Here is a 14,213-nt window from a genome sequence, read left to right on the forward strand (position 1 = left end):
ATTCAAAATTCTGTTCCAGAAAAGTTAAGGTGGAATCAAGTTATGAACAATTATTTAAAGATGCAAGCATTTAAAGCTTAATATTATGCGCTGAGTTTTATGCTTTGAAAAAAAGTATTTCAGGCGATAAAAAAGAAATGTCGCCTGCAAAAATTAAACATAAAAAAAAGCCGTATCGAAATTCAATCCGATACGGCCTCTTATATTATAAGAAATTAAAGCTTGTATTAAACTTTAGCTAATTCCTGAACAAGGTCAATCAATTTGTTTGAATAACCCCATTCGTTATCATACCATGATACTACTTTAACAAAGTGATCATTCAAAGCAATACCTGCTTTTGCATCAAAAATTGATGTGCGTGCATCGCCTTTAAAATCCTCAGAAACCACATCATCCTCAGTGTAGCCTAAAATGCCTTTTAACTCACCTTCTGATGCTGTTTTCATGGCAGCTTTGATCTCTTCGTAGCTAGCGCCTTTTTTCAGACGAACGGTTAAATCAACAACAGAAACGTCGGCAACCGGAACCCGGAATGACATACCTGTTAACTTGCCTTTCAACTCAGGGATAACCAAAGTAACCGCTTTAGCAGCACCTGTTGATGAAGGGATGATGTTCTGGTAAGCGCCGCGGCCACCTCTCCAGTCTTTAGCCGATGGGCTGTCAACTGTTTTTTGAGTAGCTGTAACAGCGTGTACAGTGCTCATTAAGCCTTCTTCAATACCAAAGCTATCATTCAATACCTTAGCGATAGGCGCAAGGCAATTGGTAGTACATGATGCGTTTGATACGATGGTATGCGCAGCTGTTAATAATTTATTGTTAACACCCATTACAAAAGTAGGGGTATCATCCTTTGCAGGGGCGCTCATTACAACTTTTTTAGCGCCGGCATCAATATGTTTTTGGGCTGTTTCAAGGGTTAGGAACAAGCCTGTTGATTCAATAATAATTTCTGCGCCAACTTCATTCCATTTTAAGTTTGCAGGGTCTCTTTCGGCAGTTACACGGATAGTTTTACCGTTTACCACCAAATGACCGCCTTCAACAGCAATAGTGCCTTTGAACGGACCGTGAGTTGAATCGTATTTTAACATGTAAGCCATGTAATCAGGCTCAACAAGGTCATTAATACCAACAACTTCAATGTCGGGTCTTTCAATTGCAGCTCTGAATGCCAGGCGGCCAATACGGCCGAAACCGTTAATTCCTATTTTCATGATTTTTTTAATTTTTACTTGAATAGTACGTTAATAAATTGTTTATGGGTTCTTTAATTATGGTTGCAATTTTAAGATTTGCATCGGCAGCAGCCTCATGTAAAAGATTTTGAAACCCCGCTGCAACAGAGCCCGCAAAATACAAAAAAGCTTCGGGATGTTCATCATGCAGTGGTAATAAATAGGTATGCATCAACTTATCAAAGCCATTTTTTATAATGCTTTTAATATAGCTGTCTTCCTGGTTATCAATATAAAACTCGGTAAATGAGCTTAAGTATACAGCAGGCTGCTTTTGCCTGTAAATTTTTTCGAGCAGGGTTTTACGCTCCGGATCATACCGCTGAACAAACTTTTTCCGGATGTTTTCAGGAAGCGTTTCATTCATATATCCTTTAACCAATTCCCTGCCCAGCCAATTGCCTGATCCTTCATCGGCCAAAATATAACCAAGGCCGTAATTGTTCGGCTTTACCTTTTTGCCGTCGTACCAGGCCGCATTCGAGCCGCTGCCAATTATGCTTATTATCCCGGGCGAGTTTTTACAACAGGCTATAGCCGCTGCAGTAATATCGTGCTCAACGGTTACTTTCCCAAATTTAAAAAATACCGAAAATGCGTTATGCACCGTGTTTTTAAGCTCGGTAGAGAAAGAGCCCGCGCCAAAGAAATAGATCCGTTTTATTTCTTCGGCATGATGAATAAGGTTAATGTTTTTATTTAACAGCTGGATGATCTGTTTTTCATCGTTAAAATAGGGGTTTATGCCACCGGTTTTAAAAGAAGCAATGGTCCTGTCCTTATCGAACAATCGCCATTCGGCATAATTTGATCCGCTATATACAACTGCAGTCATTTATTTTATATAGAAAGTATTTCAGCCATCAGCATCAGATCTTCTTCCAGTTTAAATGTATGTTGATTAAGTGCCTCTTCAAGGCTTGTTATTTTTATGTGGTTAGCTTCAAGGCCAACCATCATTTGCGATTCGCCGCTAAGTAACGCATTTACTGCCGCAAATCCCAACCTGCTTCCCAATATCCTGTCAAATGCCGACGGGCTGCCACCACGCTGCAGGTGGCCTAGTATGGTAACCTTTACATCGTATGTCTTTATTTCTTTCTGTACTTTTTTGGCAATGTCATAAGCGCCACCGTTTTTATCACCCTCGGCAACAATAACTATGCTTGATGATTTTTTATTTAACGAGCCGTTTTTAAGGTTCTCTATCAGGTCGTCAATTGCTGTAGCTTTTTCGGGGAGCATTATAGCTTCTGCACCGCATGAGATGCCTGCGCGCAGGGCAATAGCGCCTGAATCGCGACCCATAACCTCAACAAAAAATAAACGGTCGTGCGCATCTGCCGTATCGCGGATTTTGTCTATTGCTTCAATTACCGTATTGGTGGCCGTATCAAAACCAAGGGTATAGGTTGATCCGTAAAGGTCGTTATCGATAGTTCCGGGTACGCCCATAACGGCAATATCAGGGTACTTTTTCGAAAAACGGAGGGCGCCGGTAAACGTTCCGTCGCCGCCAATAACCACCAAAGCGTCAATTCCGCGCTTTTTTAGGTTCTGATAAGCAGTTTCCATCCCCTCGTCTGACCGGAAAGGCAAACAACGGGCAGTTTTTAAAATGGTGCCGCCTAAATTTAATATATTACTTACCGAGCGGGCCTCCATGTCATACATATCATCCTCAATAAGTCCTTGATAACCACGGCGTATGCCAACAACTTGTAACTTATTATAGATAGCTGTTCGTACTACTGATCGGATACAAGGGTTCATTCCCGGAGCATCACCACCCGATGTTAAAACCGCGAGTTTTGATATTTTATGCATTTTTAGAATTAATTTGGAGGTACGAAGATACTGTGTAAAATTTACACCTTTAAATTTAATTTTTTTTTTTACATTAGCGCTTAACCAATTAACTTTAAAAATTATTCCCTAAAATTTATCAGGTTTGGAAATTACACTGCCTACATTTAATTCAGTATTTTCAATCGATTGCGTAATATTCGGTTTTGAAGCCGGCGAGCTAAAGATATTACTAATTGAGAGAAACCAGGAGCCTTTTAAAGATTGGCTTGCATTACCCGGCTACATTGTTGAGCAGGATGAAAGTATTGACGATGCTGCCGAACGTATTTTGTACGAGCTTACCGGCTTGCGCGATCTGCATATGCAGCAGTTTCACACGTTCGGCGAGGTTAACCGACACCCTCAAGGACGTGTAATAACGGTTGCTTACTATGCTTTGATCCGCATTAACGGGCAAAAGGACTTAAGGCCGATTACGCAATACGCCCGTAAGGCCTTTTGGCACCCGGTTAGTGAGCTGCCTAAGCTGGCATTTGATCACTCCGAGATCTTTGAAACGGGTTTTAATAAGATTCGCCGCCGCTTAAACTATCAGCCTATTGCTTTTGAGCTGCTGCCTGAAAAATTTACGCTTACGCAGCTGCAATCCCTTTACGAAGCGGTTTTAAACAAAAAGCTGGATAAAAGGAATTTCAGAAAGAAAATGCTGAGCTATGGATTTTTAAAAGAGCTTGACGAAAAACAAAAAGGCGTATCATACCGCGCCGCAAAACTCTACAAGTTCGACCGCCGTAAATACGCGAAGATCTTTAATAATGAGTTGAACCTGGATAAGTGAGGGGAAGAGAGAGGCAAGAGGTCAAGAGTCAGGAATCAAGAAGTTAAGAGCTAAGATTGGAAGACTTTTAAAAGGAATAACCAATAAATCTCAAAATTCATAAAAGTAAAAAGCCGAAAAAGTTAATTCTTCTTCGGCTTTCTTTTTATGTCTTGATTCTTGACTTCTTGAATCTTGATTCTTTCCCCAGCTACAACTGATGCGCCATCTCCAAATGGAACTTCACCAGGTTATCTATAGGCGAGCGGATAATGTTACCTACAACCATTCCGTTTTCAATTACCAGTTCTTCCAGTACATTACGGAAGTTGTAACCAACAGAACCGATGCAGTTAAATGAATATTTTTGATAATCGGGATAATGGGTTACCAGGTTGCGGAAGAAATCTTCGAACGAGGTGCGCACCAAATTTCTTGAGTATTCAATATGTACGTTGTTATCGTAAACAAACTTGCTGAAGCTTGCGCAGAAACGATTGGCGCGGGGCTGGGTATAAACCTGCTCGTTCACGTCATCGGGTGTAAGCTTGTAGGTTTCCCAAAACAGGTTGCGCACAGGCTCGGGCATGTAGCCGCGTAAATAATCGGTTAATAGCTTTTTGCCGATGTAGCATCCGCTGCCTTCGTCGCCTAAAATGTAAGCGCCGGAGTCGATGTTCATTATAACATCTTTACCATCATAAATGCAGGTGTTTGTTCCGGTACCCAATATGGCGGCAAAGCCTTCATTGTTACCTAACAGGGCACGGGCTGCTGCAAGCAGGTCATGGCCTATATTAACCTTTGATTTGGTAAAAACCGCCTGCATGGCTTCTTTAACAATGTTGCGCATCTCATCGGTTGAGCAACCTGCGCCATAATAGTTAACTTCGGTTATCAGGTCTTTTTCAAGATCTGTTGGCAGGCTTTCGTTTAATGATTGGATAATGTACTCCTTACTTGAAAAATAAGGGTTGTAACCTTCTGTGTTAAAGTATACTTTTTTTCCTTCTTCGGTAACCAGACACCAGTTTGTTTTAGTAGAGCCACCGTCCGCAATTATGATCATAAATAAGTTTATTTTAGAAAAATCGGTTAAAAGTATGATTTACTTATTGTAAATAAAACACTTTACCTTTTTAAAAAGTAAAAATGTTCATTTTAAATTAACGTTGTGTTCTTTTTACAATTTCCGGACATGTTATTGCCCCCGTAAATCAGTACAAATAATAAGTACGTTTATTAAATCAGCTACTTGTTTTAAAATATAAATGTATTGCTTTATGAGGCAATTGGTTTATAATTGTTTGCAATTATATATATAATTTAACAAATATTAGTAAGCAATGGTTTGATTATTAATGTAAATGACAAATTAATATTGTTATGCTATATATAAGATGGATTAAATTGGAGTTTAAAAAGTTTTGAAACACACACTGTGCAAAACTGTATATAATTAAGAAAATGTTCCATTTGATTTTTCAGGCAGTTTTTTGCATATTTGCACCGCGAAATCGTAATAACCGCATGCAGGAGGTTCGAAACTCCGTTATGAAACTTATGAAATTGCAGATGGTCCTATAGCTCAGCTGGATAGAGCAACAGATTTCTAATCTGTAGGTCTCTGGTTCGAATCCAGATGGGATCACGTTAAAGAAGCAAGTCAGTTACGGCTTGCTTTTTTTATGGCATGTTGAATTGAAAAAATAGGATTTCATGCTATAGCAAGATTGAAATTGCTAAATAATAAAGACTATTTCTTTCTATCACTTTTAGGAAAAATAAATTATATTTAACCATTAAACCTTATCACGGACAATCCGGCCTATAATCCTAAAATCACATAATCTATAAATAAAATGAGTCACGTATTCAGAGCGTCGTACCAGGAATCCTCAAAAAACACCTCGGAGGAGGAATTAAAAAAAATTCTTGATCAGCCAAAATGGCAAACGGTTGATATTAAAATTACCCATGAAGACCTGCTTGAAAATATAGCGTTTTTAAACGATGCAGTTGTTTTACGGCAAAGCTCCGCAGGCGTCCCTTTAATGACTACTACGGCTATTTACGGACCTATTCGCCCAAGCACCAAAGTAGCTTTAACGCCAGGCGATGGCACCGGTGTCCGGCTGGTTAAAGAAAATTGTGTAGACGGATCATTGATTAAACAACTGGTGGATTTGGAAAGCCAGGCTCCGGAACCCAAAAAAAGCAACGCCATAACCGTTCACGCCAACTGGGTGAGCAGCAAAGATGGTGGAACTCTACCGAACCTGGACAGCGCGGCTAACGTATTTGGCAGCACCGGTTCTTTATATGTAAATGAAAAGGCTGTGGTTTTACCCGTGCTGGATGTAGATCATCCCGACTATCATCAAACGCTTGCCTTTTACGGGGCCAAACTCCTAATGCCGGAGGAAGAATTTTGTATGGGTTTCAACAAAATACTGTTTGGTGTGGAGTACAAAACCACTTTTCCGGATTATATAACTGATTACGCAATGTCGCCTTCGGGTGGGGGCGGCTTGTTTGTTGAGCATCATCCATTCCCACACATTTTTTTACCCAGGCCAACCGAAGACGGCCAGGTATTTTGTGAGGCTAAAGTTACATTAGGGCACAAGGTTATCAATCCCGCCGATAATATTCCTAAAATTATATTTACTACTTTCAGGGTCCCTTCAGACGGGTCGGCCCTGGCTATTAAGCCGTCAACAATTCATAATGATAGTTTTACAAATGGCAGATTAGCTGTTTTTGTTGCAAATACGGCAGCTGATACGGTGGCTTTCAGGGAAACTTCGCCATTTACCAATATAAGTGTAATGGACAATGAATGAATTTTGGCGGAAACCTGTAATTTTTATTGCTTTTTTTACCAACCAGTTCTAACAAAATCCAATTGGGATCATGGAAAGAAGCAAGTCGATATGGCTTGCTTTTTTGGTATATTGCGTTTATATAATTAAACAGTTTTTCATGGAAGTATTTTTTATTAAGTATCGAAAGATGCTGCTCTTTGGAAGTGTTTTTATGCTTTTGTATTTCTTTTATGAAATGTACAAGGGAATTGAGAGTATAAATTCAAGCAATAAAGGTGAAGGCATCGGGACGTTAGCTGATGCTTGCATTGCTCTTTTTGTATCAGTTTACTTTTTTATAAATGTTCGTAAAGCAAAAAGGGCCTTCAAAGAAGAAAATGCTGCTGCAGAAACAAATAGCGATACAAATCAAAAGTACGACAGGTAGGATAATTTAATTACTTTAAATTTGTAACCCTTTTAATTACATTATAATACGGTGTAAACAATCCAAACATTGTTTGAAACTTCAGCGGCGCCAAACCTAATGGACTTGCCTCGTTCTGTTATTTCATATATGGTTATATTGTAGTTGAGACCCCGAACTGGTTCATTTGCAGTAAATTTATCGCCTGTGGCTCTCCATTTGAAATCCCAGATATTCACGCCCTCTATTTCATATCGTTCACCGTCAGCGATAGTCGCACAACCATTCCAATTTATGTTTACATCCATATTCTGTTAATTGTCGCAATTTAAAAAAAAGTCAGTAAAGGATTGACGTGACAAGCAAACCCCCTTATTCTGTCTCAAGCTTTAGGATAGCATTACGGTCTCCATCATTATAATAAGTTATTTTAACATATAGGTTTTGCCGTATAACTCCACCGTACAAAAATGTCTGATGATAGCCTGATCGCCCTTCTTCGAAATGAGAGTAATGAAATAAAATGCCTTGCACTGTAAATTCCTCACCATGTCCCTCCTTCGACTCGGGATAATAATCTTTAATAGTTCCCGCCACCGTCTTAAGTTCCCTGCTGTTGCTATTTAGTAAAGTTTTATCATGCTGATAGACATCGATCTTAAGTTTCTCAGTATTTAAGTAGAAAAAGGAGAAGATTACAACTGGAGGTATTGCAGCCAGAAAAGGATTTACCTTAAGTCCACCTCTGAGTGTCATTTTCAAGTTTCTTCCTATTCCAAAATACATGGCGATACAAAAACAGACAAACAATACCAGAAAAATATAGCCCATAGTCAAAGACGATGTGCTGGGCGGGTTATCTAAAGTATTATATACAGTATATAAGGGAGGCATTCTAAAAACTTATATTCCAAAGTTACAAATCTTAAGCAGTATTAGAACGCTTTCCGTCTCTGCAGGATCTTCTGAAAGGGATCCTGCGCCGCGTGCTAAGAATGCTTCATTCTCTTATACCAGCGGTTGTGCACGGTGTACGGTTGCCCTCCGCTAGCCAGCGGATCGCAATGACATACCAGTATAGCCCATAGACTAATTACATCAACTCCCCGTCCTTTTTTATGTGATAGGTTTTGTAGGCGAGGTAATAAAAGAATAGAGAGATAATTACATTAAGCCCCACCCGGCTATAATTAACCATAGGGTATGTGGTAACAGCCTGGTAAATTGCCAGGCCCAGGGCAAGCGTTGCGGCAACTATGTAAAGGACAAGATATTTAGGATTCATACTGTTGAGTTTAAATTTCTTTAGAAACCGGCCGTTTGCCAATATGTTTTTAATATAAAAAAGAGCCTAAAAAGCAATCAGCTTTTAACTGAGCCCGATTATGGTCAATTAAAAGCTGATCAGGCTCTCAAATATATACTTTACTTAATAGTATTTTAAAATTATTGATACGATTTCACTTTGCTGGTTTTCATTGAAACACCTTCTTCAGCTGGGTACGTTTTGTAGGCCAGGAAAAAGAAGATCATATCTGAAAAAGAAATTAACAACACTCTGAGCGGGTTAATATCCGGGTAAGCAAGAAAAGCATCGTACGCAAGAAACAATAATCCTGCAAAAGCTATCATCAGGTACAAAGAACGATATTTTGGATTCATAATGTGTAAATTGACTGTTTTTAAGATTCAATACTACTGTTACGTTAACCCGTTAAAAAAGGTTTTATTCGATATAATTAAGTTTTTAACATTTTACCTGTTACTTCTTCAATTCGTATTTAGGGGGCACAATAGCCGCTTTTTTAAATACAACTGCCCCTAACGGTGGTACAGCAATACTAATTGAATTATCTCTGCCATGCCAGTTAACTACCTCGGTAGCAATCGGTTCGTTATTTTCGACCCCACTGCCCCAATAAGCCTTAGCATCCGAATTAAAGATCTCGGTCCACTTACCTTTTGACGGCATGCCAATCCTGTAGCCCTGGTGGGTTATTGGGGTCATGTTTAGCACAATAACAAGGTCATTTACCACATCGTGCCCTTTGCGGTTATAAACCAGGATTGAATCGTTTGAGTTACCGCCATCAATCCATTCAAAGCTGCTCCATTCAAAGCCCTTCTCGTACAATGCAGGCTCATCCCTGTATAGGTGATTCAATGCTTTAATTGTTTCTTTTATACCCTGGTGATTAGGATACTCCAGTAAATACCAGTCTAACGAGTTTTGGAAGTTCCATTCAGTTCCCTGCCCAAATTCGCCACCCATAAACAACAGCTTTGTGCCGGGATGGGTAAACATATAGCTGTAGAGCAGGCGCAGGTTTGCAAATTGCTGCCACTCATCGCCAGGCATTTTGCGCAGCATTGATCCTTTGCCATATACCACCTCATCATGCGAAAAAGGCAACATAAAGTTTTCGGTAAAGGCATAGATCAGGCTAAATGTGATCTGGTTGTGGTGATATTTGCGATACAGCGGATCAGTTGAAAAATACTTGATCGAATCGTGCATCCAGCCCATCATCCATTTCATACCAAAACCAAGGCCACCTGTATAAACCGGGCGACTAACCCCCGTAAATGCGGTAGATTCTTCGGCAATAGTTTGTGTATCAGGGAAATTGCTGTAAACAGCTTCGTTAAATTCTTTTAAAAACGATATAGCCTCCAGGTTTTCATTGCCGCCATACATATTGGTTTCCCACTCGCCATGGTTGCGTGAGTAGTCAAGGTACAGCATTGATGCAACAGCATCAACACGCAAGCCATCGGCATGATACCTGTCGAGCCAAAAAATGGCATTGCTTATTAAAAATGCGCGAACCTCGTTACGTCCGTAGTTAAATATGTATGATTTCCAGTCGGGGTGAAAGCCCTTGCGTACATCTGCATGTTCGTACAGGTGCGTACCGTCAAATTTATAAAGCGCATGGATATCGCCGGGGAAGTGCGAAGGTACCCAATCCAGTATAACCCCCACCCCCGCCAGGTGTAATTGCTCAACCAGGTACATCAGTTGCTGAGGTGTACCATACCTTGATGAAGCGGCAAAAAAGCCCGTGATCTGGTATCCCCAGCTTGGGTAATACGGGTGCTCCATTATCGGCATAAACTCTACATGCGTAAAGCCCATTTCCTTTATGTAAGGTACCAGCTTATCAGCAAGCTGATCATAGGTTAAAAACTCATCGGGGCTTTCATGATTCCTGGCCCATGAGCCTGTGTGCATCTCGTAAACCGAGTATGGCCTGTTTAGTCCGTTATGTCCCTCACGGGTGGCCATCCAGTCAGCATCTTTCCACTCATAAAAAGTATCGGCAACTATTGAAGCTGTTTTTGGGGCCACTTCCCAGCGCAATGCAAAAGGGTCGCTTTTCTCCAGGTCCTCGCTGGTTGATGATTTGATGTAATATTTGTAAGTTTCGCCAACACCTATATTCGGAATAAAGCCCTCCCAGATCCCTGACCCATCCCAGCGTACATATAAAGGGTGTGAGCCACGATCCCAGCCATTAAAATTTGCAATTAATGAAACATATTGCGCATTTGGCGCCCAAACGGCAAAATAAGTTCCAACAACACCATTAAACTCAACCACATGCGAGCCAAATTTTTCATACAGCTTATAATGCTTACCTGATTTAAACAGCCCAATATCAAAATCAGTAAAACGACTATATACTTCAACAGCCTTTAAAACAGGAATTTCCGTTGCCGAAACACTCTTTTTAGCAGCCACTTTTGTTTTTGAGGCAGCGGTTATTGCTGCTTTTACAGCTGGCTTAGCTTTCGCCTTTGGCGCAGCCTCTTTCACCGGGGCCTCAGCCTTTGGCTTAACCGTTTTTTTTGCAGGAGCAGATTTAGCTGCGGGTTTTGCAGGTTCCGTTGTATCGATTTTTTTTGCCATAGTATAGAGAGGCCATGAAGGCTGTTAGATAATTTAAGTGTTGGTAGCTAATTGGTTGATCAAATATAGTGATTTTTAGTCCGAAAGACGGAAAGTCCGGAAGTCCGGAAGATAATATATTAAGGCCAAATAAAACGGATAATAAACTTACGAAGTTTCGAAAACTTCGTAAGTTTTCTTATAATTTCCGCGTTCAACTAATCTCTAATCTCCAGCCTCTAAAACCTACTTTCTGTCTTCGCAGGGTCTCTGTAAGGGACCCTGCGCCGTGTGCTAAGTATCCAGCATTTTCTTATGTCATAAATTTCAGCAAACCCAATGCAGGGTCCTCTCTGAGAGACCCTGCGAGGATAGAACAAACTTACGAAGTTTTGAAAACTTCGTAAGTTTTCTCACCATCAAACTCCTTCTTTCGGACTTCCGGACTTTCCGTCTTTCGGACTTCCCCCCCCTATTTCACAATCTCTATCTGCTTAAAGTTCTTTGTGAATTTAAATTCAACGCATTTGTTTTCGTCAATGCTGTAAGGTACATCTTTACCGTCGGCTAATATTTTGGTTGGTGCAAATGGCAAACCAATAACATTGAAGTGATAGCTTTCATAGCGTGGCGTATAAAGCCCCTCCATTGACTGCTGAACGGTAAAAATGGTGCTTTTACCAGTCACCACAAACTTTTTCTCCAGGTAAATATCTTGTTCGTAGGCAAACGTTTCGCCGTAATCTTCAAACAAAAAGGAGTTAACTTCATAATTACTGTAGTAAATATTCAGCTTTACTTCTTCAATTTCTTTTTCGCCTACATATTGCATTACCGGGTATTCGGGAATAACAGAACCGGCCTTTACAAACACCGGAATAGTTTCCAATGGTGTTGGCACTAATACTTCTTTTCCGCCATCAACCATTTCATACGTCCAGAAGTTATACCATTTGCCTTTAGGCAGATAAACCTTGCGGCTTTGCTGACCAGGCTCAAGTACCGGGCAGATCAAAATTTTATCACCATAGGTAAACTCATCCTGGCGGAAATGGTTGCTGATCTCGTCCTGTTCCTGCATTACTATCGGCCTCAGGATAGGGAAACCATAACGGTGATGCTCCCAAAAGGTGGAGTACAAATAAGGCAGCATGCGGTAACGCAGTTCAATAAATTTGCGGTTGATATCCGTAAATGGCGCACCGAAGCTCCACGGCTCGCGCTCTTTGGTATCACCCGCAGAGTGTGCCCGCATAAATGGCGAGAAGGTGCCCATCTGGATCCAGCGGGTAAACAGCTCGCCATCAGGCTCGCCGCTAAAGCCGCCAATATCCGTTCCGCAAAAAGAGATGCCGGATACTGATAAACGCTGGCATTGGATATTACCCAGCTTTAAGTGTTCCCATGATGCCACGTTATCACCCGTCCATACGGAAGAGTAACGTTGTACGCCTGAGTAACCCGCCCTGGTAATGGTAAAAGGGCGTTTATTCTTCATTAATTTGCGCAAGCCCTCATAGGTAGCGCGTACCATTTGCATCCCGTAAATATTATGTGCCTTACGGTGCGATCCGCGGAAACCATCATATTGGTGGCGAACATCATCAGGAAAAGTACCTGCACCAAATACGGCCGGCTCGTTCATATCGTTCCAAACACCTGCTACACCCAGCTGCACCAGCTCGTCAAACAAACCACCCCACCACTCCCTTACTTCGGGATTGGTATAATCAGGAAACTGGCAGCGGCCTGGCCATACATGGCCCTCCATAAAGTAATCATCGCAACGGCGGCAGAAATACCTATTCTCTTTACCCTCTTTAAATACCGAATAATTATCATCCACGCGGATGCCCGGATCAATGATCACTACCGTTTTAAAACCGTCGGCAGCTAATTCCTTGATCATTTTTTTAGGATCAGGGAAATATTTGCGGTTCCAGGTAAAGCAGCGGTAGCCGTCCATATAATCTATGTCGAGGTAGATCCCATCGCACGGAATTTTATTTTCGCGGAAGCCGTTTGCTATTTTCTTAACCTTTGCTTCGGGATAATAGCTCCACCTGCATTGGTGATAGCCCAGCGCCCAAAGCGGCGGCATAGGGTGTGTACCGGTTAATAAATGGTAGCTTTTTACCACGTCCATCATATGCGGACCATGGATATAGTAATATTGCAACTCGCCACCATCAGCCCAAAAACTTGTTTTGGTTGCATCTTCGGCCCCAAAATCAAAATGCGCTTTAAAAGTATTGTCAAAGAAAATACCGTGTGCTATCCCTTCATTTAAACTGATATAAAAGGGGATGCTGCGGTAAAGCGGATCCTGGTTCCAGGCAAATGAGTAGGCATCGGTATTCCAGTTCTTTAATCGTTTACCGCGCAGGTTAAGCTCCGTAGGCTTATCTCCAAGGCCGAAAAAGCTTTCTTCGGCATGGCAGGTTTTCGTACAATAAACATAATAACCGCCAAATTTTACGTTTTCTTCCCAGTGCATCGGCACAGCATCAGTACTGGTGATGTGGTTCTGGCTATCAGAAAATGATATAAAGAAATCATCCTTGCGGATATGGCAATTTACAATGCTGGTTGAAACGCGAAACTCGTTTTCATCCTCGTGCAGGGCAAAAACAGTTGCTTTTTGCTCTAATTTAGGTACGGCGTATGAAAACTCCTCCAAAAAAACGCCATGAGGCGCTAACCTTACCCGGATAATTTCATCGGTAACCACTGTAACCTCAACTTTTGCATCACCGTCTGTAAAATAAAATTTATTTTCCAGCTGATCTACATGATTTGGCACGCCAAGGTATTTTTTGATGATGGGTTTTATTCCATCAGCAGGATTATTAAGGTGATGAAACTCTTCTTCCTCGTCTTCAATCAATCTATTAGCTAACAGCTCCTGGTTAAGTATATTATCTTCCATTAAAAATTATTAGTCTCTATCCCCAAATATGCGCATTGTGTATGTTGTACGCAATATACAATAATACACTTTTTTACAAAACCATTAACCGTGCCAATTACAGTTTTTTTGTATTGTTTTTTTTGTTGCCCTCGTAATTTTTAAGTTTAAATACTAAGGCCAAATTTCATTAGTAAAATATTATGGGCGTTCCCGCTGATAGAAGCGGTCGTGCTATCCGTTCATACTGCTCAGGCGTTAGCCACGAGGCCGGTATCCACTACTATCACTAACGCAATTTTCTTAGTT

General features: G+C 40.9%; 13 protein-coding genes and 1 tRNA gene. 4 read left to right on the forward strand and 10 right to left on the reverse strand.

The genetic code is table 11. From position 1 onward, the window contains the following. Positions 1 to 227: 227 nt before the first annotated feature. Genes gap through pfkA form a run of 3 tightly spaced genes read right to left on the reverse strand, consistent with a single transcriptional unit; the run spans position 228 to position 3,071 of the window. On the reverse strand, positions 228 to 1,223 hold the full coding sequence (gap, locus tag BUE31_RS16185) for a type I glyceraldehyde-3-phosphate dehydrogenase (RefSeq protein ID WP_073404830.1): 996 nt from the start codon (positions 1,221 to 1,223) through the stop codon (positions 228 to 230). A 7-nt stretch (positions 1,224 to 1,230) separates the two neighbouring features. Beyond that, positions 1,231 to 2,079 carry a hypothetical protein gene (locus BUE31_RS16190; protein WP_073404831.1) on the reverse strand — a complete coding sequence of 283 codons (849 nt, stop codon included), beginning with the start codon at positions 2,077 to 2,079 and terminating at the stop codon, positions 1,231 to 1,233. Between the two features lie 5 nt (positions 2,080 to 2,084). Continuing rightward, the gene (pfkA, locus tag BUE31_RS16195) at positions 2,085 to 3,071 is read right to left on the reverse strand and encodes a 6-phosphofructokinase (protein ID WP_073404832.1); all 987 of its coding nucleotides are present in this window, start codon (positions 3,069 to 3,071) and stop codon (positions 2,085 to 2,087) included. A gap of 124 nt (positions 3,072 to 3,195) precedes the next feature. Here pfkA and BUE31_RS16200 point away from each other — a divergent pair, with 124 nt between their 5' ends. Beyond that, on the forward strand, positions 3,196 to 3,891 hold the full coding sequence (locus tag BUE31_RS16200) for an NUDIX hydrolase (RefSeq protein ID WP_073404833.1): 696 nt from the start codon (positions 3,196 to 3,198) through the stop codon (positions 3,889 to 3,891). 190 nt (positions 3,892 to 4,081) lie between these two features. On the opposite strand, the gene BUE31_RS16205 is transcribed toward BUE31_RS16200, so the two are convergent. Next, positions 4,082 to 4,939, reverse strand: a complete 858-nt coding sequence (locus tag BUE31_RS16205) for an N-acetylglucosamine kinase (RefSeq protein ID WP_073404834.1) — start codon at positions 4,937 to 4,939, stop codon at positions 4,082 to 4,084. 508 nt (positions 4,940 to 5,447) lie between these two features. Here BUE31_RS16205 and BUE31_RS16210 point away from each other — a divergent pair. From BUE31_RS16210 to BUE31_RS16220, 3 genes are all read left to right on the forward strand, one after another. Then, positions 5,448 to 5,521, forward strand: a tRNA-Arg gene (locus BUE31_RS16210). Positions 5,522 to 5,732: 211 nt separating this feature from the next. Further along, positions 5,733 to 6,716, forward strand: a complete 984-nt coding sequence (locus tag BUE31_RS16215) for a hypothetical protein (RefSeq protein ID WP_073404835.1) — start codon at positions 5,733 to 5,735, stop codon at positions 6,714 to 6,716. Between the two features lie 139 nt (positions 6,717 to 6,855). Further along, on the forward strand, positions 6,856 to 7,125 hold the full coding sequence (locus BUE31_RS16220; protein WP_143167142.1) for a hypothetical protein: 270 nt from the start codon (positions 6,856 to 6,858) through the stop codon (positions 7,123 to 7,125). Positions 7,126 to 7,166: 41 nt separating this feature from the next. Here BUE31_RS16220 and BUE31_RS16225 read toward each other — a convergent pair whose 3' ends face one another. The 6 genes from BUE31_RS16225 to BUE31_RS16250 form a co-directional block, all read right to left on the reverse strand. Beyond that, the gene (locus tag BUE31_RS16225) at positions 7,167 to 7,412 is read right to left on the reverse strand and encodes a hypothetical protein (protein WP_073404837.1); all 246 of its coding nucleotides are present in this window, start codon (positions 7,410 to 7,412) and stop codon (positions 7,167 to 7,169) included. Between the two features lie 64 nt (positions 7,413 to 7,476). Further along, positions 7,477 to 7,935 (reverse strand): hypothetical protein, encoded by a 459-nt coding sequence (locus BUE31_RS16230; protein WP_073404838.1) that lies wholly within the window; start codon positions 7,933 to 7,935, stop codon positions 7,477 to 7,479. 262 nt (positions 7,936 to 8,197) lie between these two features. Continuing rightward, positions 8,198 to 8,389, reverse strand: coding sequence for a hypothetical protein (locus BUE31_RS16235; protein WP_073404839.1), 192 nt, complete (start codon positions 8,387 to 8,389; stop codon positions 8,198 to 8,200). 161 nt (positions 8,390 to 8,550) lie between these two features. After that, complete coding sequence (locus tag BUE31_RS16240; RefSeq protein ID WP_073404840.1) at positions 8,551 to 8,766, reverse strand: hypothetical protein; 216 nt, start codon at positions 8,764 to 8,766, stop codon at positions 8,551 to 8,553. Positions 8,767 to 8,866: 100 nt separating this feature from the next. Continuing rightward, positions 8,867 to 11,017 (reverse strand): 1,4-alpha-glucan branching protein GlgB, encoded by a 2,151-nt coding sequence (glgB, locus tag BUE31_RS16245; RefSeq protein WP_083620008.1) that lies wholly within the window; start codon positions 11,015 to 11,017, stop codon positions 8,867 to 8,869. A gap of 451 nt (positions 11,018 to 11,468) precedes the next feature. After that, positions 11,469 to 13,925: a glycoside hydrolase family 31 protein gene (locus BUE31_RS16250; protein WP_073404841.1), complete on the reverse strand. Its 2,457-nt coding sequence runs from the start codon at positions 13,923 to 13,925 to the stop codon at positions 11,469 to 11,471. Between the last annotated feature and the right edge of the window lie 288 nt (positions 13,926 to 14,213).

The organism is Mucilaginibacter sp. OK098, assembly GCF_900142915.1.
In the GTDB taxonomy this organism is placed as follows: Bacteria; Bacteroidota; Bacteroidia; order Sphingobacteriales; family Sphingobacteriaceae; genus Mucilaginibacter.

Coding starts and splice junctions, on each gene's coding strand:
- gap (WP_073404830.1), bottom strand. CDS start 1,223: ATGAAAATAGGAATTAACGGTTTCGGCCGTATTGGCCGCCTGGCATTC.
- BUE31_RS16190 (WP_073404831.1), bottom strand. CDS start 2,079: ATGACTGCAGTTGTATATAGCGGATCAAATTATGCCGAATGGCGATTG.
- pfkA (WP_073404832.1), bottom strand. CDS start 3,071: ATGCATAAAATATCAAAACTCGCGGTTTTAACATCGGGTGGTGATGCT.
- BUE31_RS16205 (WP_073404834.1), bottom strand. CDS start 4,939: ATGATCATAATTGCGGACGGTGGCTCTACTAAAACAAACTGGTGTCTG.
- BUE31_RS16215 (WP_073404835.1), top strand. CDS start 5,733: ATGAGTCACGTATTCAGAGCGTCGTACCAGGAATCCTCAAAAAACACC.
- BUE31_RS16220 (WP_143167142.1), top strand. CDS start 6,856: ATGGAAGTATTTTTTATTAAGTATCGAAAGATGCTGCTCTTTGGAAGT.
- BUE31_RS16225 (WP_073404837.1), bottom strand. CDS start 7,412: ATGGATGTAAACATAAATTGGAATGGTTGTGCGACTATCGCTGACGGT.
- BUE31_RS16230 (WP_073404838.1), bottom strand. CDS start 7,935: ATGGGCTATATTTTTCTGGTATTGTTTGTCTGTTTTTGTATCGCCATG.
- BUE31_RS16235 (WP_073404839.1), bottom strand. CDS start 8,389: ATGAATCCTAAATATCTTGTCCTTTACATAGTTGCCGCAACGCTTGCC.
- BUE31_RS16240 (WP_073404840.1), bottom strand. CDS start 8,766: ATGAATCCAAAATATCGTTCTTTGTACCTGATGATAGCTTTTGCAGGA.
- glgB (WP_083620008.1), bottom strand. CDS start 11,017: ATGGCAAAAAAAATCGATACAACGGAACCTGCAAAACCCGCAGCTAAA.
- BUE31_RS16250 (WP_073404841.1), bottom strand. CDS start 13,925: ATGGAAGATAATATACTTAACCAGGAGCTGTTAGCTAATAGATTGATT.